This window comes from Virgibacillus halotolerans (assembly GCF_016908515.1).
In the GTDB taxonomy this organism is placed as follows: domain Bacteria; phylum Bacillota; class Bacilli; order Bacillales; family Amphibacillaceae; genus Virgibacillus_M; species Virgibacillus_M halotolerans.
The window spans coordinates 23,241-45,878 of sequence record NZ_JAFBEA010000005.1 but is presented as its reverse complement, the minus strand read 5'-3'; the positions used below and the strand labels follow the sequence as shown (position 1 = coordinate 45,878).

Below are 22,638 nucleotides of genomic sequence, written 5' to 3'. Positions count from 1 at the left end.
GCAAAAAACATCCACACTATTTCAGTGCGGATGCTTTCGTATTCATGCGTGCATACTTTTTCTGTAGGTATAGCAAGCGCCATAATAATGCCACTGCACCAACAGTTAAGCCAACAATAATACCGACCCAATATCCAAAAGGCTCGAGTGAGGTATAATTTGCTAATATCCACCCCGTTGGCAACCCAATCACCCAGTAAGAGACCAATGCCACGATCAATGTAACATTCACATCTTTATAGCCACGCAATGCGCCCTGTATCGGAGCGCCAAAGGCATCTGCAAGTTGATAAAATATGGCAAAATAGATAAATTGTTTTGTCAGCGCAATAACTTCCGGATTTGAATTATATAACCCTGCTACAATATCATTAAAGATAAATAGCACAAGACCAGCAAACACGGCGACAAATATGCCACTGCTGATTCCAATGTAACCATAGGTGCGGGCGTCGAGGAATCGTTTGCCACCAGCCTCATAACCAACTGTGATGGTTAACGCCATCCCCACACTTAAGGGGATCATATACAATAAGGTAGCAAAATTCATTGCCGCTTGGTGTGCGGCGATGGTGTATGTGCTATAGACGCTCATAAATAGCGTTACCGCTGAAAAAATACTGGTTTCAAAAAAGATAGCAAAACCAATGGGAATCCCAATTTTCAATTGCTCCCACCAAACGTGTAAAGAAGGCTTCACCCAATTGGAGAAGATCTTAAATTCCCGAAATGGGGGGATTTTATAAACGATTCCAACAGCAATAAAGCATATGAGCCAGTACGTAATCGCTGTTGCAATTCCTGACCCAATCCCACCATATGCCGGGATCCCAAATTTGCCGAAAATAAATATGTAGTTAAGGCATATATTCAATGGCAAAGAAATTAAGATGACCAGCATGGATATACGGGTTTGCCCCAACGCATCAATAAAGCAGCGGATCGTATTAAAAATAAACAAAGGAATAATTCCAATACTTAATGAAACGAGATAAAATTTTGCGATATGACGGACAGCTGGATCTAAATCCATTGCTTGTAAAATTGGATTCAGTGCAAAGAAGCCAATAAAGAAAATGATAACCGCCAATCCTATAGCCAAATAAATCCCTTGTTGTACTTTATTCGGCACTTTGTCATTTTCCTTTGCGCCTGTTAGTTGTGCGATAATCGGCGTGATTGCCAAAAGAATACCATTGACACCTGTGAAAATGGGTACCCAGAGGCTTGAGCCGATTGCTACACCAGCTAAATCTTCAGCACCAGCCCGGCCCGACATCACTGTATCAAAAAAGTTCATTAAATACATACCGACCTGCGTAACTAGAATCGGAAGTAAAATAGTACTGAATAACTTTAATTTTTCTCTGACTGTTTTTGTTTCATACATATTCCCGCTTCCTTTTTCTCTGATAATCTATTACAATTTTACATAGTTAGCGAAGAGCTACAAGCTATCTCTTTTTACACATAAAGATCATTATACCGTTTTATGGACGATTGCGAAAGAAAGGAAGTTCAATATATGGAAAAGAAACGCATCCTCTTTACTGGAGGAGGAACAGCGGGGCATGTTATTGTTAACCTCGCACTTATCCCTGTTTATCAAGAACAAGGATGGGAAATTGATTATATCGGTTCGAAAGATGGAATTGAAAAGAAATTAATTGCTGAACTAGATGATGTAACCTATCACCCGATATCAACCGGAAAACTTAGGCGCTATATGTCGATTGAAAATGTAAAGGATCCATTTAAAGTAATCAAAGGCACCATGCAGGCATGGCGGATTATGGGGAAACGTAAGCCAACCGTCATCTTTTCGAAAGGTGGATTTGTTTCCGTACCAGTTGTAATGGCTGCAAAAATGCGCCGCATTCCAGTTGTCATTCATGAATCTGACTTCACTCCCGGACTTGCGAATAAGATTGCCATTCCTTTTGCCAAGAAAGTTTTAGCGACATTTCCAGAAACCGTGAAGTACCTTCCAGAAAAAAAGGCTGAATATGTTGGTGCGGTCATCCGTGAAGAGCTTTTTCAAGGTGATAAAGCGAAAGGGTTGACGGTCGCAGGATTAACCCAGGATAAGCCAGTATTACTGATTATGGGTGGTAGTGGCGGATCGCAGAAGATTAATGAAACAGTGCGTGCTTGTTTGCCGGAGCTTCTATCTACGTTTCAAATTATTCATATTTGTGGGACAGGTAAAACCGATCCAACACATCAGGAAACAGGTTATACGCAATTTGATTATGTGAATGAAGAACTGAAGGATATTTTCGCTGCAACGGATTTCGTACTATCCAGAGCTGGATCTAACGCGATCTTTGAATTCCTGGCATTGCGTATACCGATGCTGCTTATACCACTATCATTACAAGCAAGTAGGGGAGATCAAATCGTTAATGCCAAATCCTTTGCTGAAAAGCGTTATGCTCGTATTTTAGAAGAGGAATCATTGACCAAAGAAAAATTGGTGGAAGAGCTTCGTCAATTGAAAGAGTATGCATCATTAATGACTGATACAATGGAAGAATATAAAAGCGAGAAGGCGCGCGATCGTGTGATTGAAATTATTGCAGAAAATGAGAAGTAGACGAAAAAAAATTAGTAAATAAGTTATCAAGTTTATGTACAGGTGAATTATTTGCTGCAGTTGATTTTGCACTGTTAAAGGTTATGTATCTCAAACTTTGATACATAACCTCTTTTTCGTTCTAATCTGTGTTTGTATTATTAGAACTTATCTTGCTTCAAAGAAGTCATATGGGAGGAGAAAAAATGAACGGAAAAATTCATATATTAGGAGCTGCTGGGTCAGGAACTTCGACACTTGGGGCTTCATTATCAAAAGTTTTACCTCATAAACAACTTGATACAGATGACTACTTTTGGATAAAGAAATTTACAGATCAAAGACAAGTGACTGAAAGAAGAAAAATGCTTAAAAAGGATTTATCATTATATGAAAATTGGATTTTGTCAGGAGCTGTATGTGGTTGGGGGGACGAATTTAAATCTTATTTTGACCTAGTTATATTCTTGTGGATTCCGCAAAACATAAGACTTGAGAGATTACAACAGAGGGAATTTCAGAGGTATGGAAATGAAATATTAGCTAGTGGTAACAAATATGACCAATCAAAAAGTTTTTTAGAGTGGGCTTCTTTATACGATAATGCAGGTATGGAAGTTAGAAGTAAAACTTTACACGAACATTGGATGGAAGACTTATCTTGTCCAATATTAAGGATTGAAGGGGACTATTCTGTTGAGGAAAAAGTGAATATTGTCTTAGATTATTTAAATTCTAACTAAAATTTTTAAAACTAAAGAGGATCATTTTATAAATAATCATGGTCTTCCACAATCAGTTACGGTAATGGAATGATAACCTGTATCCTTATTACGTAATAGGGCCAGATGGACAAATAAGAAAATAGATTTCCCCGACCCTACCCTTAGAATTAATTACGATGATAAATATATTATGAAAACTAAATTATCAGATAATATATCTGTAGAACGGAAAAATGATTATGAAGCTAATGTCATCCTTGCTAAGCAAGGAAGGGAACCAGAAATTGTAAAGGTAGAATTTAAATAGTTAGTTGTTGTAACAATTATCAAAACATGTAGCTATTATTAACAATCCTTAGCAAACCAAAATGATCAAACTTTATTTCAAAGCTATAACAAAAACATTTCGAAAGTTAAAATGGTTTATCAAATATATCATTTTCTTAAAATTCCTATAAATATATTGAAGTTATTAGTAAAAGATGAGATTATGTGGGTGTTAAAAAATGGAAAAAGGAGGATGATTAGTTATGAAAAAGAAATTATTAGCTGTTATACCAGCAATTGCTCTTGTGATTGCGGCACTTCCCTTACAGCCCGTAGACGCAGCCACAGACAATGAACCGGTTCAACTATCAGAATCAGACATACCAACAGGATATGAAGCGATATTAAATTGGCCAGCTGAAGAACAGCCGATCGTCAAACAGGGGAGCCAAAGTTTTGAAGTTGAATTTATTCAAGTGATGTTAAATTACTTTGAATTTGAAACAGGAGTTGATGGGGTTTTTGGTTCGCACACAGACCAACAAGTTCGTCAATTGCAAGCTGAGCATGGGCTAGCTCAGGACGGAATAGTCGGAGTTGATACTTGGACTGTATTACTTGAAGCATATCAATCGGAGTTGTTTCCAGTTGAAACAGCGATCGCTTATGCAGAGGAATCCCTAGATAATGATGATCTAGTGTTTAGTAGCAATGGTGAGCTCTATAAAGACTCAAATGGAAAAGTGTTTTATTCTTTGAAAGCACAAAGTCAAGATTTAATTGATGACGGAGGGACTGGCACGGTCGGGTTCTATGATGTGTATGAAAATGGAGATGTTGTGGAATCGGAACCAAGATAGACATTGAATTTAATAGAGTGAATTACTCAAAAAGGAAGTCCCTGACTGATCAGTCGGGGGCTATTCCTGCTTACCAGCTGTTTAAATGCTTCGAGTATTATTGTTATAATTTTTAGTGGGATTGAAAAAAATTGGTAACTAATTAAAAAGATTGTCATCAAAAAACTATTTTTTATTCAATAATGGAGCACTGATGGTCGAGGAGAGGAGTCATTCATAACTTAAAAAAGCACAGAAATTAATTTCTGTGCTTTTTACTTACTTGATATTTTTGGAACGATTTAACCTTTGCTAGATCATTTTTCCTTTTTGTCGTGTTTAAATGGCCACCAGTTTGCTTTTCCGAATAACCGTACCATGACGGGAACGAATAGTGGTAGCATTACAAATGCATAAAGGAATAATCCGGTTAGTACAACCGTTGCGATTTGTAATAGTGATAGCACACCAGATGGAAGCATCGCGCCAAAGGTTCCGCCCAGAATAACTGCAGCTGAAATAATGACGGTTCCCATATTTTTCATTGCCGATAACAAGGCATCTTTCACATTACCATCTCGATCTTCATTAAACCGATCCATTAAGAAGATACTATAATCGATACCGAGCGCCATGAGCATCACAAACGAGAAGAAAGGAATGGCCCATGTTAACCCGTCATATCCCAGTATATTAACAAACACAATTTCGGCGACAGCCATGGATGTGAAATAAGTTAATATTAATGAACCAATCAAATACAAGGGCATAACAAGCGATCTTAGTAAAATAACCAAAATAATGAAGATGCCTGCAACCATTAAGAGTACAGTTCTGGAATAATCAGCATCAGAGATATTTTGTAAATCATTGTTTGTACTACTGATACCACCTAGTTTAGGATCACTATTTTCAAACAAAGTATCTTTTTTAGCATCATTGACTTGATCTTCAATGTCATCAATCATTTGTATTGCTTCGGTTGAATAAGGATTATGTGTTAAGACAACATCAAATTTCGTAATTGTTTTATCATCCGAAAGATACGGTTTTGTTCCGTCCATAAAGTCTTCATTATCTAAAGCTTCTTCCGGAATGACGACAATCGGATCATTGGAATCAAGCTTATAATCACCAAGATAACGTTCCACTTCTGTTAAACCATCGTTTATATCCTGCAAGCCGTCCGTACTGTCATTTAGTCCGTCGGATAGTTCACCAAGCTGATCCTGCATATCTGCGAAGGCCGTCTTTAGTTCTTTCTGTCCACCATAGATTTCAGATAAGCCATCCTGTAGACTCGGAATATTATTGACAACTTCACTTTGCCCATCTGCAGCTTGATCTAGACCGGATTGGAGTTCAGTAACGCCGGAAATTAGTTCACCAATTCCACTGGAAAGTTGTTCCTGACCTTCAATGGATGAACGAAGCCCATCGTTTAATTCATGAAGCGGGCTTAGCACCTGCTCATCTAAAAGTTCAGGGGCGCTTTTAGCCAAATTCTCTAGCTCTGCAAGCTGATTCTCCGCTTCATTCACGCCATCCATCACACCGTCAATTTGTCCCTTAGCAGTCCCATAGGCTTCCTGAAAATCAGGATCTGCTTCAAGTTCAGGATTGGCTTCTAACGCCGTGTCAAACATGTTGTCGACATTATTTTTAGCACCTGACAGGGCACCTTGCATTTCTTTAATTTGCTGCTTTAATTGCTCTAATTCTTGTTTATTATCTTCGTCATCCAGCTGGCCGCCAACACCGCTAACTCCTTCCGTAAATGCTTCGTATCCAGCCAGTAATTCTTTATTACCAGAAATGCTATCATCTAAATTATCTTTGATGGTTTGCAAATTTGATTTAATTTCATTAGCACCTTGGGAACCAGATTGAATACCGTTTTGAATTTCCTTCAAGGCTTCATTCATTTCCCCTATGCCATTATTTGCCGATTGGGTACCATCCATTAATGCACTGACACCATCTTGGGCATCCGCCAGTTCCGTGGGGGCACTTTTTAATTCATCTGCCGCTTCTTGTAAGCCGTCTTGAATTTGTGATAATCCTTCCGTACTATCATCAATGCCGTCGGCTAGTTTTTCTGTTTGATTTTCAACTAAAAAATCTTCGATCACATCTCCGGCGGGCCTTGTGGCACTTCTAACTTGTTCAACGCCATCCATTTTCGCTATTTCCTGGGAAATAGATTCGATGGCCTGATATGCCTCTGGAGAATCAATTTTTTTATCGGTTTCCATAACAACGGTTGTTGGCATCGTTTGTCCGGGACCAAAGCTGTCAGCAATCCAATTAAACGCGATAACAGAATCATAGTCATCCCCGATTTCTGCTAAAGAATCATAGGATGTATCACCATTGTAAGATAGCAGCGCGGGGACAGTGATTACTGCTACAATCAATAAAGCAATAACAGGTCTACCCCACGCGAAAGTACCCGCAGCTTTCCAAATGCCGCTCTCTTTATGTGCAACATTTTTATCAAATGGCCAAAACAGTTTTCTTCCTAGTACAACCATGAAAAAAGGTACGAGTGTCGTTAAAGCAATGAGCACGACTGCGACACCTACAGCAACTGCTACGGCAGATTGATAGAGTGAGAATGTTGAAAGACCAATTGTAGAAAACCCGATCAACACTGCTAATCCAGCGAATAATACAGTTTTTCCACCAGATTTATAGGTTGTTATAACTGCTTCTTGGATCGTATCATGTCTAGCAATCTCTTCTTTAAATCTACTGATTAGTAAAATACAGTAATCGGCTCCAATACCGAACATGACTGCAACCATAAAGATTTGTGTAAACGTGGATAACGGGAAATTAACTGTATCCGCTAAAATAGACACAATCCCTTGTGCTGCTAAATAACTGATTCCCACAGTTAATAATGGGATAAGTGGTGCAACAAACGATTTAAATACAATGAACAAAATAACTAATATTAATCCCACCGTAATAAGTTCGGTTTTCTGTAAACCATCTTCCGAGTTTTGTAGAATATCCTGCTGAATATAATCTTCACCCGTTATATAATGGTCTACTTTAATATTTTCTACCGTTTGATAAATCTTGTCACGCGATGCATCAATTTCTTGATTCTCGAGCGATACATCAAATGGAACTAAGATCGTTGTGCCATTCTCAGAAACGGTTTGATCTTCAATTTCCGAAGCGTCAGTGAATGCTAGTATATCGGATAAACCAAGCTGCTTCTTGTTGTCCTCCAGTTGGTCAATGGCTTGTGATACAGCATCTTTGTCCTCTTTGCTTAATCCTTTATCATCATGGAAAACAAGCACAGCACTGGTGTCACTCTTGCTGTCATCCGTAGACATTTTATCCAGCAATTCCTGTGCTTCTTGGGAGGAATAACCATCGGGAACAGTTATTTGGCCTTTTTCTGCAACTAAATCCTGCAAGTTGGGTGCAAATATAAATAGTGATGCGGTGATGATAACCCAAAGTGCTGCAACCACCCAACGAAATTTAATAATATGCTTCATGGTAAACCCCTTTCTATTCCTCCATTAGTTTTGCTAACTTTTCCAATGCTTCTATAAACGTATGGATTTCATGCTTATCAAAATGGGATAGATGTTTGCCCAATACTTTATGTAGTTCGACTTCTGTAAAGTCAATAAATTCAACGCCTTTATCTGTTACACTCAAATAGACGATTCTTCGGTCTTTTTCATCGCGTTTTCGTTCGATTAAACCTTTATCAAATAAGCGATTGATTTGTGCAGTTACAGCACTTTTTCCGATGCCAAATGCTTGCGCAATTTCGGTGCTTGTAGATGAATCATGTGTATGGATGTAGTGCAAGGTGCTAAATTGATCTGTCGTAATATCAGCATGTACTTTGTTCTTTAAAGTATTATTTACACTGCGAGTCACGGTATTTATTGCTGTTTGGTATCGGTCAATCAGTATTTTTAATTCCACTGGAGAATGACCTCCTTTAATATTTATATAGTTCAGGGAGTGAATAGTTCACCTATTGAACCATTAAATCGTAACAAGTTTAGGAGTAAGATGCAATCAATTTAAATTTGTAATTTTAAAAAGTAGCTTTCGACATTTATTTTATGTAACCACGTACTATCTGGCCTAGTTACAGATGAGGTCGAGGGGGACGAAGCATATCAAGAATAATAGTAGCGTAAGCGGATCTTGTGCTTACGCTACTATTATTCTTATATTAGTCCGCCGCACCATGGGAGACAACTTTAGCATCAACATTAAAATTAACTGTAATCTCTGGAAACATTTCACGCCATTCATTACGGGTGAGCTGATGACCTTTATCTTTATGAGACCGGTAAACGGATCCATATTCAAAAGCGTCTGCATTCCATTCTTGTAGCTGTGCTAAAAGTTCTTCATAATGGGTTTTTACTGCTTTGTTAACTTCCTTTTCCAAAAGTTTGATAACCGCTTCATTTTTAATAAGTACTTCCTCCGTCATTTCAATCAAATTTAAACGCAATTTGATGTCTGTTTCAAAAACTAAATTTTCTTGATCGATTAATTTGGTCTTTGAACTGCCTTTCAATATATTATAAGAAGTGTGTAAGGTTTCTTCTCTTTTTGAGATATTTTCTTCTTTTTCAATATATTTTTCAAATGGTTTCGTAGGCAGGCCTAATTCCATCGTCATATCTTTTATATTTTCTTTCATCAGATTGAAATATAATTTATCCTTGATAGGAATTCGTCCTACATACCGATCATCTTGCATGATGGCAATTGCTGCAAGTATTGGTATGCCATCTTCTATTTCAAATAATGGGAGATAAGGGTCTTTTCCAATGTCATAAAAGCTGCTTTGAAAATCCTGGAAATTTATCCTAGGGAAAAGGTGATCTGTTGAATTCTCTTCAATTAATCCATGTAGAAATTGTCCGATATCTAGGGAGATGTCCTCACTATCTGTTGATAATAATTCCTTTGCTGATGTATCACTGATGGCTAAATACATGGAGTCAGGTAGACTCGCATCGCGATCTAATGTGTCGATATATCGTAATATGCCCTTTTTCGCAGTTTCTTTTCCGTATATTTCCAACTGTATCTTTTCGGCTGTTAATGTGAAGTTTGATTTTGAACTTGCATTTTCTACGGAGTCTTTAATGGTTTTACCTTTACCAGACACAATTCTGGTTAAATCATTGGATTGACTGGCAAAATGGAAAATCTCTGATGTTACTTCTATTAGGTCATTATCTAATTTGTCTACACCGCCAGTATTTATGACCCCCAACTTTTCAATATCCCTTGTAGGTATACAGCTAACAAGAAGAATACTTAGCATTACTAAACAAATGATTTGTTTATATTTCACATCAGACACTTCCTTTTCGTTTTCGCCATTTTTTCTTGAGTATTACAAGTGGTAGTAATACGAATGGATAAATAAATATAAGCCAAAAACCTACGCTGGAAAGAGTATCTGTCAGCTTATTAATGTAAATATCGGATTTAATGACAGTAGCAACAATTAATACAATAAAGGAAGTCGTATATAAAGTTATACGCTGGGGGATTTTATATAGTCGCTTCATACCAATCGTGATGGCCCACATGTATATGGCGATATTTGGTATGATAATCATCATCCATTCCGCTATAAGAAGATAATCAAGCCTTTCAACAAACGTGTAGGATACGTTTTTAAATAAAGTGATGGTAGACCATTCTATATCTCCTAAATCCCGTGCACTGAAATAGCCAATCGAAATAGCTGTAGTGCTTAGAATAAGGAATGTGGTGTAGCATAAACCTAATATTACTGGCAATTTAGCCTTTTCTTTGTTACTGATAAAAGGATAAATAACAAATAATATTTCAAACCCTGTTACACTGTAAGTAGTTGCCTTTACTCCTTGAAGCAAATCAGGTATAGATGCTTGAAACATTGGTAAAAAGTGAGCCCAGTCCATTCGTGAAATAGGATCGTATGCTAAAATTAGTATCCACTGTGATAAAATAACAAAAATAAAAGTGACTCCGACAAGGGTTTTAATACCACCTGATACAATATAGATAACCAAAAATATGAGTAATCCTGTAACCACAAAAGAAGGGATAGTAGGATATAAAAAAATCTGTATAACTTGGATATAGGTTAATATAACCGAAATTAGTGTAGCAGCAAAGAACAGTATATAGACGGTTCCAAATAGTTTTCCAATCCAACTACCGAAAATATCAACTTGAATATTAAAAATATCCGCGTTTTCATACTGTTTAAGGATAAGTAACATAATATAAGCCACGATAATCATAAAAATAAGCGCCAGCAAAATGGAAATCCACGAGTCCTGATGTGCTTTTGAGAAAATATACCTTGGTACACCCATAATGCCAACACCAGTTTGGATACCGTGGATAATGAAAAATAAGTAAAATGCAGGGATCTTCAGACTTTTGTTGATTGTAACATTGATATTCATTCGCTCACCTACTCGTCAATATCTCGCTTTTTGCTAGCTTCCTTACCCGAAAAACGAATCAGTTTCTTTGGCTGATACGACTTTGCCCGTTTATTTGTTATGTTAATAGGTAGACGAAAGAAAACTTTGTCCATATCCCTCCATTGAAATGGATACAATGGTGTTAAATAAGGGCGTCCCAATGAAGTTAGTCGGATTAGGTGTATGATTAATAGTGATAACCCAAATACAATTCCAATTAACCCAAGTGTTCCAGCTAAAATAATTAAAGGAAAACGAACGACACGAATGGTTGTACCTAACAAATAGCTTGGCGATGTGAATGATGCAAGGGCACTCATCGCTACAAAAATAATGAGAATATTACTTGTTAAACCTGCATCTACTGCAGCCTGACCAATAACGATACCACCCACAATACCCATTGTTTGACCTACCTTGGTCGGTAGCCTTGCACCGGCTTCTCGTAGTAATTCGATTAAAAATTCAAGTAGTAGCGCCTCGAAAATCGGCGAAAAAGGAACCGCAGCCCGCGATTGTCCAATCGAAATAAGTAATTGTGTTGGAATGATCCCGAATTGATAAGTTACGGCTGCTACATAGGCAGGTGTGATAATAATCGAAAAAAACATGGCAATAAATCGAATGAATCGTAAGAAAGAACCAGCACCCCAACGCATGTATAAGTCTTCAGTGGACTCCAAAAAACTGAAGAGGGATGATGGACCAATAAATCCTGTAGGGCTGTTCTCAACGAGCACCCCTACTTTTCCTTGGCTAACTGCATAGGTAAAACGATCGGGTAGTTCAGTTGAATCAAATTGGGGAAAGATACTTAACGAATCATCCTCAATATATTGTTGCAATACAGCACTGTCTTCAATCTCATCCACGTCTAAGTCCTGGATTCGTTGTCGCATCGTATTAATATCGGCTTCATTCGCTATTGATTTCATATAAACAATTCTTATTTCACGTGGAAGTGAGTTTCCAACCTTTAATTCTTCCATTACAAGGTCTGTTGAGCGAATCCGCCAACGCACAATATTTAAATTCGTTATTAAAGATTCTGTGAAGGCGATTTTGGGACCGAGCACGAGAGATTCGGTCTCAGCTTTATCAAGGCTTCTCTTTTCTTTGTTTAATAATAAATAAGCAACGACTTCTTCAGCTTGTTCAACATAAACAAAAGCAGTTCCAATGATTAACTTTTGCAGAATTTCTTGAAATGAAGTGATGGTTTCGCTGTCGTTTAGAGGAATTTCATCTAAAATAGTTTGTGTGGTCCATGGGATGTCCTTATTTAATAAAGGTTTTAATAAGTTTTCCTCTATCATAGAAGCCTCAACAAGATATGGAATACTAAATACGGCAATTTTTTTCCCGTGGTGTTCATATTTTGAGAAGGATAGATCGGGACTATTTTTGAATTCTTTTTGTAAACGTGCTTCTAATTCATCTATGTTTATTGGGAAAATATTGTCTGTCTTTTTATTTGATCTTCGATTTTTACGCATAGGAACCTCCTCGGCCGATTTAGCGAGTAATGATTAGTATGTGAAAAAGTCGATAAATTATAAGGGGATTCCTGTATTTATTAAAAACATCATAAAAAAACTACCATCATTTTAAAATGACGGTAGTTTTTTATAAGCAGTTATTGATCTTTAGCAACGATATCGACCTTACCTGTCCCAGGATCAATGACCAGACCATGTACTTTAACGTAGGTTGGAAGCAAGGGGTGATTGCGAATGATGTCAACACTTTGCTGAATCGATTCCTCTACAGTATCGAAGCCGTGAAATTCTTCGTGAAAATCAATTCCTGCATGCTCCAGTGTATGTAATGTTTTTTCATCAATCCCTTTATCATTCATGGTCTGTACTAATGCATTCGTATCCACGTGTGACATGCCGCAATCATGGTGACCAATGACAACCACTTCTTCTGCCTTTAAATTAAAAACGGCAACAAGAATACTCTTCATGATACTATCAAACGGTTTGCGGATAATGGCACCCGCGTTTTTCAACATTTTCACATCGCCATTTTGAATGTTTAATGCTTTCGGTAACAACTCCACCAATCTTGATTCCATACATGTAAAGACGACCATCCGTTTATTTGGAATACTGTCGGTTTTATATGCTTCATATTTCTTCCCTGCAACGAATTCCTCGTTATATTTCAACATTTCTTCCAAACGCATTGCTTCACACTTCTTTCGTTAGTAATGTTTTATCGTTTTATCGATTATTATAAAATATACCAGATTACCGGTTCTTTTTGTATCTTTTTGTATTATGATTATAAGCTTTAGTTCGCTACATTGGAATAAGTATAACTGTACTTCATGGTGTGCATAATGTGTAAGAGGAAGGGAGAGATATCCCTGCAAAATTATCAAAATACAAATAGAGCCAGACGATATAAGGCGCATATAAGTATACTGGGTACGACACAACTCCATTTAAGACATCCGTTAATCGTCGCATGGTGGTCAGCTGCCCTTCCTGGTTTCGGTCATTTGCTTCTATCAAAATACCTTCGTGGTTTTTTATTGTTTATATGGGAAATTGTGATTAATGTCAATGCTAATATTAATGTTGCGATGATTTATTCATTTAGTGGCCAAATTGAACTGGCCAAAGAAGTACTTGATCCTAGATGGATGCTGCTTTACATACCTACATACTTATACGCAATTTGGGACAGTTATCGGACGACAGTTGATATGAATAAAGTGTTTATCTTGGCGGATAGGGAGAACGCACCCATTATTAACTTTCGACTTACAGCCATAGGAGTTAGTTATCTTGATAAAGCAAAGCCCTGGGTTTCGGTGTTATGGTCTGCTTTTATGCCTGGAATAGGGCACCTCTATATTCATCGTATTATGAGTGCTTTCTATATTTTAGGTTGGTGGATTATTATCGTCTATTTTTCCCATGTACATGTAGGTGTTTATTATCTCTTTTTTGGACAAATAAGTCAGGCGAACCAAGTTATTTGTCTTGAATGGTTCTTATTTTTACCTTCTGTTTATTTCTTCGCGATCTATGATTCCTATGTTAATACCGTAGAAAACAATAAATTATTTAACGATGAACAGAAAGACTTTTTAAAAAGGCGTTATCAAAGTCCAACGTTTAAATTACCCTTCAATCCCAAAAATAAGACAGGTGAAAAAATGCATGTGATCTCGACCTTTGAACATACAACAGATTTGGAATTAGTATTGTCGGAACTAGAAATGAGAAACATTCCAAAAGAAAATATATTGGCTGTCCCGCTGAATAATCGAACAGAAGACAGAAAACTGTTTGATTCGATCCATGGTTCAGATGGGGTGAGTTTAATGGATCTCGGTGCAGTTTTGGCTACTGCCTTCGCGGTGGTTGGAGCAAGTGTTGGATTCAGGCTCACTTTGGGGCCGATCATTTGGGGACTTATTGGCGCTTTTGTTGGCTTCTTAATCGGATTCCTAATCGATTTAATGATGAACAAAAGCACACGTAAACAACAAAGGAAAATGAGGGGAAAAGTCTCCGAACTCATCTTGATGATTGATTGTAATACGCGTGATGTTCCAATGGTGGAGAAGATATTAAGGGAAAACTTTGCACTAGGTGTAGCTAAAATGGATGATACTTTCACACAATCTTAATGCGCTTTTTGGAGGATTATCATGATCAATCAAATCAAACCAGTCGATATAGAAACAATTACTGAAATACAAAGGCATCTATTAGAAGCTAATTATCATTATTGGATAGAGCATGTTTTGTTTTCCTTTAACTGGTGGTTTCTCCTCGTCTTATCTATTGTTCCATGGATTATCTGGTGGCAAGTGGTTGATAAAACGCGGTTACTGGAAATCTCTTTAATGGGCACACTTGCTATAATACTAGCGATTACCTTCGATACGGCCGGCTATTCCCTTGTCCTATGGTCATATGGTTATAAGCTGGTTCAAATGACGCCATCACTTAGTAGCATTGATTTAGCTTTATTACCAGTTGCCTATATGCTTATTTATCAGTTATTCCCGAAATGGAAATCTTATTTCATTGCCCATGTTATTTTTTCAGTTGGTGGTTCCTTTGTTATGGAACCATTATTTGTATGGATGGGTATTTATACCTTACACGGGTGGCAATATATTTACTCATTTCCTATTTATATCGTAATGGGGATCGGGTTTAAGTGGCTTATCTTGAAAATGGACGCAAAGCAAACTAGGGCGAAAAACAAGGTTAAATAGTAAGACTAGGGTTACCAATAAATACCATCTATTTCTTTAGTAAAATGCCGCATTTAGGTAAAACATATACTTATTACTATTACGTGGAGGTTTTGTCGTGAATGAAAAGAAAATAAATTTAACTTCGTCTGAGATTGCTTCACTTTGGACTGGTTATATGAATGATAGTATGTCTAAATGTGTCCTGGGATTTATGCTGAAGTATATCGAGGACCCGGATATCAAACCGGTCATTCAATACACCTATGATCTTACACTCGAACATCTAGAACAATTACTTGTTATATTTGAACAGGAAAATTTTGCTGTTCCATCCGGGTTTACTGAACAGGATGTGAACATGAATGCTCCATGGCTTTTTTCAGATGTTTTTTGTTTAACGTATGTCAATCACATGGCAAAAGTAGGCATGTTATCTTATAGTGGATTTGTTTCCATGAGTTACAGAGAAGATATCCGGAATTACTTTACAAAATCCTTAAACGAAACAGCCACACTTTACAACCAATCACTGGAAATTGCACTTGCAAAAGGAGTCAATGCCAGACATCCTTATATTGAAGTACCGAAAGTAACAGATTATGTAGACAGTAAAAAGTATTATAGTGGTTTGAATCCACTAAGTGAAAAACGCCCATTAAACGCTGTCGAAATTTCCCACCTCTATATGAATGTGATGACAAATTCCATTGGGATAAAGTTATGTTTAGGATTTGCCCAAACCTCTCCAACCAAGGAAGTGCAGGATTTTATGATTCGTGGGAAGGATATTTCAGAAAAACACATTAAGATTTTTACTACAACATTAATAGATGACAATATTCAAACGCCTCAGGTGCCGGATGTAGGGTTGAGCGATTCCACGACACGAACATTTTCTGATAAATTAGCGATGTTTCATATGTCACTGATCATGTCAGCGGGAATAGGGAATTACGCCACCTCCGCAGCTGCTAGTCAAAGAAGTGATTTAATGATTAATTATGAACGGCTTTCCTTGGAAGTCTCTCGACTGGCGAAAAGTGGGGCAGATATCATGATTCAAAATAGTTGGCTGGAACAACCACCAGGAACAAAGAATCGAGAAAAATTAGCAAAAAACAAGCAAAAAAGCTGATCTATTGATCGGCTTTTTTTCAATTTCATGTGATCTTATCGCACGTTACATAATTTTTAATTTAGTTATTATACTAATAAAGTCTAACCGCTCGCGAAAGCTGAATAAATAAACAGTGAGGAAGATCCAAATGGACAAAATAAAACAGAATGAAAGTCTGGAAAGCTTAATTAGCCAATATCAGCATCTTCACGATAAATACTTTGAAATGTGGCTTCATGATATTTTTTTGCATTGGGCTTGGTGGATATCTTTAATTATATCACTGGGGGCATGGTTATTTTGGATTTTTTATAGAAAAAAAGAAAGTACCCACCGTCTTCTGTATGCTGGGGTAGTTGCCATGTTGATTTCCGTTATCTTGTGCTATATAGGATCAGCAGTTGGTTTATGGTATTATAAAGATAATTTCACTCCCACTTTTCAAGGATGGTTCCCATATCATTTGAGTTTAATGCCTGTAACCATTATGTTTTTAATTCAAACGAAGCCACATATTGCTTCTTGGAAAAAAGGGATATTTCATGGTTTACTTACCGCATTTGTAGGTGAACCAATTTTTGTATGGACCGGTTATTATGTCATGACCGGTTGGGGATACGTCTACTCTGTGCCTGTCTATGCACTTATTTTTATTTTTTGTGATTGGTTAACAAAGAAAAATGGTTTTGAAAAAGTTAGCTAAAAAAAGCTGATAACTAGGTCAGCTTTTTTATTGCGATTCTTTTGATTAGAAAACCTACCAATAAACCCGGAATCACACTTAATATTGGCAACCATACAGGACCTAAAAACACACCAAACAACCTAAAAACAGGGGAATAGATACAGCCAACAGTAACAAAATAAGTTGTAAAAACAAAGGGGAGAAAAGAATAAGCCTGTTGGCCGCCTCCCGCATCCTTATAAGCATCCCACATGGCAAAGAAATATAAACAGGGATAGAACATAAGCCACCCATAATTTGCTTGTTGAATGGCTGCTTCGGTCTGTCCTAAAAAACTCAATAAAATGATTTCGTTAAAATTTGCTTGAACATTGATGAGGAATTCTAAGAGGATGAATAATGTCCCTTTAAGAAATTTACCGTTAAGCAGTTGTCCGAAGCCGGGGAGGGCGATGCTCCACAGAAGCTTTTCCATTTTTATCGCTCTCCCTTCAGTACTGTATCTATTTTCTTCACTGATATTAGTTTGCACATTTTTATAGGTAGTATGTATATATTGAAAGGTTGTGTATTTTTATTAGTTAAATACCTATGTCCAAAGACTCATTTTTAGAAAAGTTTAAAAATAGTATTGTTTGTTTCTGTCGAATGTTGTATGCTATCCATAACAATTTGATAAAGGGGTGGGGGAGATGGAAGCATTCGTTCGTCATTGCCGATTGTGTAACGAATCAATAGAAAGTAGTCCATTCACAATGTGTACAACATGTCTTTATGAAAGTGAACAGGTTCGTCAATTTATCAGTAAACATCCACTTGTATCCATTGAGGAAATTTCCCGCGCTACCAATATACCTTTTCAGAAAGTTGAACAGATGGCTGAGCTTGGTCTTAATCATAAGTATAAAGTTTAATCGAATAAATTAAATGGAGAATCACAGGAGTAGCAGCTGTGATTCTCTTTTTTGGGCTGTTTTCGTATAGATGGTTATTATTCAGTATTTACCATGCCGCGACGGAAATAAGCTCGTTTTCCTAAGGTTTAGTATCAATTTCTTCTTAGCTCGTTCCTCGCTTTTGGTATCTTGCCTAGCTTGTTTCGACGAACCGAAGACAACAGTTTTCTTAAAAAAGGTATTGACTTTGAATTTTCTAAACACTATAATTACTAAGAATCAAAAAATCGAAAGGAGGTCACGATCATGAATAAAATCATTCAGATAACGAAAACGCACAAGCATGATATAAATAAGGTGACCTTCATTGAAAGTAAAAGTTTGTTTCCCGTGGGATTTTAAACTTACTTAAACACTTTTAAAGGTCACATATGTCTGTGACCTTTTGTCATGTATAGCGTAGGCGTTTTCTAAAAGGAAAAGCGCCTACATGAATGCATACGCCGTCACAGGCGTATGCATTTTTTTCATTTTATGGCTCCTTTCTCAAAGATTGTTGTTTTAGAAACAAAATCTATAGGCTACGACGTAAGAGCATGTGATTTCCGCTGCGGACAGTCGCTTTCCGCGGGCAACGCTTCAACTTCCTCGGAAGCAAGGAACGCTTCCTGCGGGATTTTCAGCTGTTGCTTTTCCCGCTGGAGTCGACTGTCCTCCGCTCCAATCAATAATCATATTTATTGTTTAATAAAATCAATGAATGAATGCGATAAGTTGCAAAACACAATACCAGTGAAGGAAATCACGAAGACTCCAGCGGGAAAGCGAAGACGATGAGACCCCACAGTGAGCGTTTTTTGCGAGCGAGGAGGCTCATCGCGAGCCCGCGGAAAGCGTAGTGTATTTCCAAAGCGGTATCTGACGTCACAGTTTCTATCAATTGCGAGAATTAAAAGCAACAAAATTTACGAAAAGAGCGTATTCAAAAAAGATTAGAAGGTGATTGGATTGTTTCAGGTTTTTAATAAGTTAAAGTGGTTTTTTAAATATTACTGGAAAAGATATGTTTTCGCTATTATTGCATTAATCATTGCCAGTGCAATTGGCCTCATCCCACCTAAATTAGTAGGGTTTGCGATTGATAAAATACAATATGAAACATTAACAATGCAGCTATTAACTGCAATGATTGCTGGTTACCTTGTACTTACATTCGTTCATTATGCGATTTCGTTTTTATGGGATTATACGCTTTTTAGTGGATCCGTTATATTGGAAAAATGGATGCGAAGTCGGCTAATGTCCCATTTCTTAAAAATGAGTCCGCCGTTTTTCGAGAAATACCGTACAGGTGATTTAATGGCACGTAGTACAAACGATCTGAAGGCGATAAGCCTAACTGCAGGCTTTGGTGTATTGACGTTGGTGGATTCCAGTATCTTCATGTTGATGATTGTGGCGATGATGGGCTTCACGATCAGTTGGAAATTGACGCTTGCCGCATTAATTCCTTTACCAATTATGGCAATTGTGATGAACAAGTACGGGGCAGCCATACATGCACGCTTTATGAAAGCACAGGCAGCGTTTTCTGATATGAATAATGACGTATTGGAATCGATTCGTGGCGTGCGGGTGATTCGTGCGTTTGTACAGGAACGTCAAGACATGAAACGATTTGAGTCAATGACAACGGATGTTTACGAGAAAAACATTGCGGTTGCCAGGGTGGATGCGTTATTTGAACCGACCATGACGATTCTTGTTGGTTTATCTTATACGATCGGATTAGGCTTTGGGGCATTACAAGTATTTGAAAATAACATTACCTTAGGAGATCTCGTCACATTCAATGTTTATTTGGGGATGTTAATTTGGCCAATGTTTGCAGTGGGTGAATTGATCAACATCCTGCAACGGGGAAATGCTTCATTGGACCGAGTGAATGAAACATTGCATTATGAGGCGGATGTAACAAATGCTCCACATGTTGCGAAGGTATCTGCAGTGGACGCGATTGACTTTGCTGCGGTGTCATTTTCCTATCCATCGACAAAAACGAACCAACTTAACAAGATTGATCTCCATGTGGAAAAAGGGCAGACGATTGGCGTAGTGGGAAAAACAGGTGCAGGCAAGACGACATTATTCAAGCTACTACTGAGACAATATCCCGGATTTGAAGGGGAAATAAATGTATCTGGTGTGGATTTAACCATGATAAAGTTAGAACAAATTAGAGATTGGATCGGCTATGTACCACAAGATCAAATGATGTTTTCCAAATCGATCAGAGAAAATATTCAATTTGGCAAAGAAACCGCCACAGATCAGGAAATTTATCGGATGATGGAGCTTGCTCATTTTTTAGACGATATCAAGCAATTGCCGAAAGGACTTGATACACAAGTCGGTGAAAGTGGTGTAACGTTATCTGGCGGACAAAAGCAGCGTGTGGCTTTAGCACGTGCCTTTATTAAAGACCCAGAGATTCTCATCTTAGATGATTCGATGTCTGCTGTGGATGGGAAAACAGAAGCGAAAATTATTGAACATTTACGAAAAGAACGAGCGTGTAAAACGACATTTATTGCTGCGCACCGTATGTCAGCGGTTACCCATGCAGATCACATTATCGTTCTGGAAAATGGCGAAGTTATTGAAGAAGGAACGCACGTCGAATTAATGAAGCGGGATGGTTGGTACAAAGAACAATATGAATTACAACAGCTTGAAGCGGGTGGGGTGAAACGTGAATGAAATCATCAACAGAAAGAAGATTATTTAATTACGCCTTACAGTTTAAAAAAGGAATATTGATAGGGATAGCCTGCTTGATTGTTGCTGTGGCACTCGAACTCGCTGGTCCACTCATTGCAAAAACGGTGATTGATGATCATATATTGGGTGTCGAGGGCACTTGGCAGGAGGTAAAGGCTGATCAGGATAAACATACGGTTGCCTATCAAGATGGCTTTTATAAGCGAACTGATCGCTTAACAGAAGTCGATCAACAGATAGGAGATTCTGTTACTATTTTTCAAATTGGCACGTCCTATTATTTTGTGAATGAGGCAGTACCATTAAAAGGAAAGCGTAGTGCTAAGGGTAATAGCATCACGATTGAAACAGCTGACGGAACAAGTACTTTTACAGGAGAAAAACTTTCCTTAAAGGAGATGTACCCATTTTTCCAGCCTGAACAAGGTCCGATTATGTATTTATTAGGACTTTATATGGGCTTGTTGATTATCGCTGGTTTTTTCCAGTTTTATCAAACGTTTTTGCTGCAGAAATCATCGAATCAAATTGTGAAAAAGATGCGAACGGATTTATTTGCACATACCCAGCGTATTCCGATTAATTATTATGTGGATCAGCCAGCCGGAAAGATTGTCGCACGGATTACCAACGATACGGAAGCAATTCGTGATTTGTATGAACGCGTCCTATCGATTGTCGTAACAAGTGTGATTTATATGGTCGGTATATTGGTCGCGTTATTCATTTTGGATACAAAGCTTGCCTTTATGTGCTTAGTGATCATCCCGTTGATTATCGTCTGGATGAAGGTTTACAAGCACTTTGGGACAAAATACAATACGGTGATTAGATCAACGATTAGTGAGTTGAACGCCAGTATTAATGAATCGATTCAAGGCATGACGATCATCCAGGCGTTTCGCAGGGAAAAGAAAACCAAAGCAGATTTTGAAGCAGTGAATGAACATAATTTCAAATATCAACGCAAACTGATTAGACTGAGTTCATTAACGTCCTATAATTTGGTTACGGTATTCCGTAATCTTGCATTCGTTGGTTTTATCTGGTATTTTGGCTCAGCTTCCCTAGAACCAGGCAGTATGATATCGATTGGTGTTCTTTATGCTTTTGTGGATTATTTAACCCGATTGTTTGAGCCGCTAGAAGATATTGTCAACCAGCTACCGTTAATTGAGCAGGCACGAGTGGCAGGAAATCGCGTATTTGAATTAATGGATCATGATGGGGAAGATGTTGTGAATGATCAAGTAGCTAAATACCGGGGAACCATTTTATTTGATGATGTGTCGTTTGCTTATAATGCGGATGAATATGTGCTTAAAAACATTTCCTTTGAGGTGCAGGCTGGGCAAACCGTCGCCTTTGTTGGTCATACTGGATCAGGGAAAAGCTCCATCATGAATCTTTTATTTCGCTTCTATGACCCACAAAGAGGTTCGATTACGATCGATGGATACAGTACAAACGACTGGTCCCGGCAGCAAGTGAGAAGTCATATGGGCATTGTCCTTCAGGATCCATTCCTGTTTTCCGGAACGATTATTTCCAATGTGACAATGAATGATCCGGAGATATCGCAGGAAGCTGCTCTTCAGGCATTGAAGGCTGTCGGTGCAGATCACTTTATTGAAAAATTACCAGGTCAATATGAGCAGCAGGTTACCGAAGGAGGAGGCACTTTCTCGTTGGGAGAGAGACAATTAATATCGTTTGCCCGTGCACTCGCATTTGATCCAGCGATTCTTATATTGGACGAAGCAACTGCCAACATCGATACGGAAACGGAGAGCATTATTCAACACGCCTTGGACGTATTGAAAAAAGGCAGAACAACACTCGTGATTGCACATCGATTATCAACCATACAGCAGGCGGATAATATATTTGTACTGGAACATGGTACATTGAAAGAACAAGGCAATCATGATCAGTTGATAGCGGAGAAAGGTATATATTATCAAATGTATCAAATGCAAAAGGGCGGATCACGCCAGGTGGGATAAGGGCTTTTAATTTATTATTGCAAAT

18 protein-coding genes are annotated in these 22,638 nt (G+C 37.8%); 10 read left to right on the top strand and 8 right to left on the bottom strand.

The window, feature by feature from the left end:
* Nucleotides 1-16: 16 nt before the first annotated feature.
* A complete protein-coding gene (locus tag JOC34_RS12750; RefSeq protein ID WP_205137168.1) occupies nt 17-1,390 on the bottom strand; it encodes an MATE family efflux transporter in 1,374 nt (457 codons plus the stop codon).
* 135 nt (nt 1,391-1,525) lie between these two features.
* Here JOC34_RS12750 and JOC34_RS12745 point away from each other — a divergent pair, with 135 nt between their 5' ends.
* The 3 genes from JOC34_RS12745 (at nt 1,526) to JOC34_RS12735 (ending at nt 4,427) form a co-directional block, all read left to right on the top strand.
* On the top strand, nt 1,526-2,596 hold the full coding sequence (locus JOC34_RS12745; RefSeq protein WP_205137167.1) for an undecaprenyldiphospho-muramoylpentapeptide beta-N-acetylglucosaminyltransferase: 1,071 nt from the start codon (nt 1,526-1,528) through the stop codon (nt 2,594-2,596).
* A gap of 185 nt (nt 2,597-2,781) precedes the next feature.
* A complete protein-coding gene (locus tag JOC34_RS12740; RefSeq protein WP_205137166.1) occupies nt 2,782-3,318 on the top strand; it encodes an ATP-binding protein in 537 nt (178 codons plus the stop codon).
* A gap of 512 nt (nt 3,319-3,830) precedes the next feature.
* Complete coding sequence (locus tag JOC34_RS12735; RefSeq protein WP_205137165.1) at nt 3,831-4,427, top strand: peptidoglycan-binding domain-containing protein; 597 nt, start codon at nt 3,831-3,833, stop codon at nt 4,425-4,427.
* A gap of 296 nt (nt 4,428-4,723) precedes the next feature.
* Here the strand turns inward: JOC34_RS12735 and JOC34_RS12730 are convergent, their stop codons facing one another.
* The 6 genes from JOC34_RS12730 to JOC34_RS12705 all read right to left on the bottom strand — a co-directional run bounded on the left by JOC34_RS12730 (nt 4,724) and on the right by JOC34_RS12705 (nt 13,091).
* Nucleotides 4,724-7,927 (bottom strand): MMPL family transporter, encoded by a 3,204-nt coding sequence (locus tag JOC34_RS12730; RefSeq protein WP_205137164.1) that lies wholly within the window; start codon nt 7,925-7,927, stop codon nt 4,724-4,726.
* Between the two features lie 13 nt (nt 7,928-7,940).
* Nucleotides 7,941-8,369 carry a MarR family transcriptional regulator gene (locus JOC34_RS12725; RefSeq protein WP_205137163.1) on the bottom strand — a complete coding sequence of 143 codons (429 nt, stop codon included), beginning with the start codon at nt 8,367-8,369 and terminating at the stop codon, nt 7,941-7,943.
* A 256-nt stretch (nt 8,370-8,625) separates the two neighbouring features.
* Nucleotides 8,626-9,768, bottom strand: coding sequence for a Ger(x)C family spore germination protein (locus JOC34_RS12720; RefSeq protein ID WP_205137162.1), 1,143 nt, complete (start codon nt 9,766-9,768; stop codon nt 8,626-8,628).
* Between the two features lies 1 nt (nt 9,769).
* Complete coding sequence (locus JOC34_RS12715) at nt 9,770-10,879, bottom strand: GerAB/ArcD/ProY family transporter (protein ID WP_205137161.1); 1,110 nt, start codon at nt 10,877-10,879, stop codon at nt 9,770-9,772.
* A gap of 8 nt (nt 10,880-10,887) precedes the next feature.
* Entirely contained in the window at nt 10,888-12,396 is a 1,509-nt protein-coding gene (locus JOC34_RS12710; RefSeq protein WP_205137160.1) for a spore germination protein, read from the bottom strand.
* Between the two features lie 140 nt (nt 12,397-12,536).
* A complete protein-coding gene (locus JOC34_RS12705) occupies nt 12,537-13,091 on the bottom strand; it encodes a beta-class carbonic anhydrase (RefSeq protein WP_205137159.1) in 555 nt (184 codons plus the stop codon).
* A gap of 156 nt (nt 13,092-13,247) precedes the next feature.
* On the opposite strand from JOC34_RS12705, the gene JOC34_RS22105 reads away from it, so the two are divergent.
* The 4 genes from JOC34_RS22105 to JOC34_RS12680 all read left to right on the top strand — a co-directional run bounded on the left by JOC34_RS22105 (nt 13,248) and on the right by JOC34_RS12680 (nt 16,948).
* Nucleotides 13,248-14,549, top strand: coding sequence for a hypothetical protein (locus JOC34_RS22105; RefSeq protein ID WP_338062675.1), 1,302 nt, complete (start codon nt 13,248-13,250; stop codon nt 14,547-14,549).
* Between the two features lie 21 nt (nt 14,550-14,570).
* The gene (locus JOC34_RS12690; RefSeq protein WP_205137158.1) at nt 14,571-15,146 is read left to right on the top strand and encodes a CBO0543 family protein; all 576 of its coding nucleotides are present in this window, start codon (nt 14,571-14,573) and stop codon (nt 15,144-15,146) included.
* 97 nt (nt 15,147-15,243) lie between these two features.
* A complete protein-coding gene (locus tag JOC34_RS12685) occupies nt 15,244-16,263 on the top strand; it encodes a DUF3231 family protein (protein WP_205137157.1) in 1,020 nt (339 codons plus the stop codon).
* 130 nt (nt 16,264-16,393) lie between these two features.
* The gene (locus JOC34_RS12680; RefSeq protein ID WP_205137156.1) at nt 16,394-16,948 is read left to right on the top strand and encodes a CBO0543 family protein; all 555 of its coding nucleotides are present in this window, start codon (nt 16,394-16,396) and stop codon (nt 16,946-16,948) included.
* 13 nt (nt 16,949-16,961) lie between these two features.
* On the opposite strand, the gene JOC34_RS12675 is transcribed toward JOC34_RS12680, so the two are convergent.
* Nucleotides 16,962-17,405: a hypothetical protein gene (locus JOC34_RS12675; protein ID WP_205137155.1), complete on the bottom strand. Its 444-nt coding sequence runs from the start codon at nt 17,403-17,405 to the stop codon at nt 16,962-16,964.
* Between the two features lie 217 nt (nt 17,406-17,622).
* On the opposite strand from JOC34_RS12675, the gene JOC34_RS12670 reads away from it, so the two are divergent.
* The 3 genes from JOC34_RS12670 (at nt 17,623) to JOC34_RS12660 (ending at nt 22,613) form a co-directional block, all read left to right on the top strand.
* Nucleotides 17,623-17,844 (top strand): hypothetical protein, encoded by a 222-nt coding sequence (locus JOC34_RS12670; RefSeq protein ID WP_205137154.1) that lies wholly within the window; start codon nt 17,623-17,625, stop codon nt 17,842-17,844.
* Between the two features lie 990 nt (nt 17,845-18,834).
* Entirely contained in the window at nt 18,835-20,586 is a 1,752-nt protein-coding gene (locus tag JOC34_RS12665) for an ABC transporter ATP-binding protein (RefSeq protein ID WP_205137153.1), read from the top strand.
* Nucleotides 20,583-22,613 carry an ABC transporter ATP-binding protein gene (locus JOC34_RS12660; RefSeq protein ID WP_205137152.1) on the top strand — a complete coding sequence of 677 codons (2,031 nt, stop codon included), beginning with the start codon at nt 20,583-20,585 and terminating at the stop codon, nt 22,611-22,613. The genes JOC34_RS12665 and JOC34_RS12660 overlap by 4 nt, the downstream gene beginning before the upstream one ends.
* Nucleotides 22,614-22,638 lie beyond the last annotated feature (25 nt).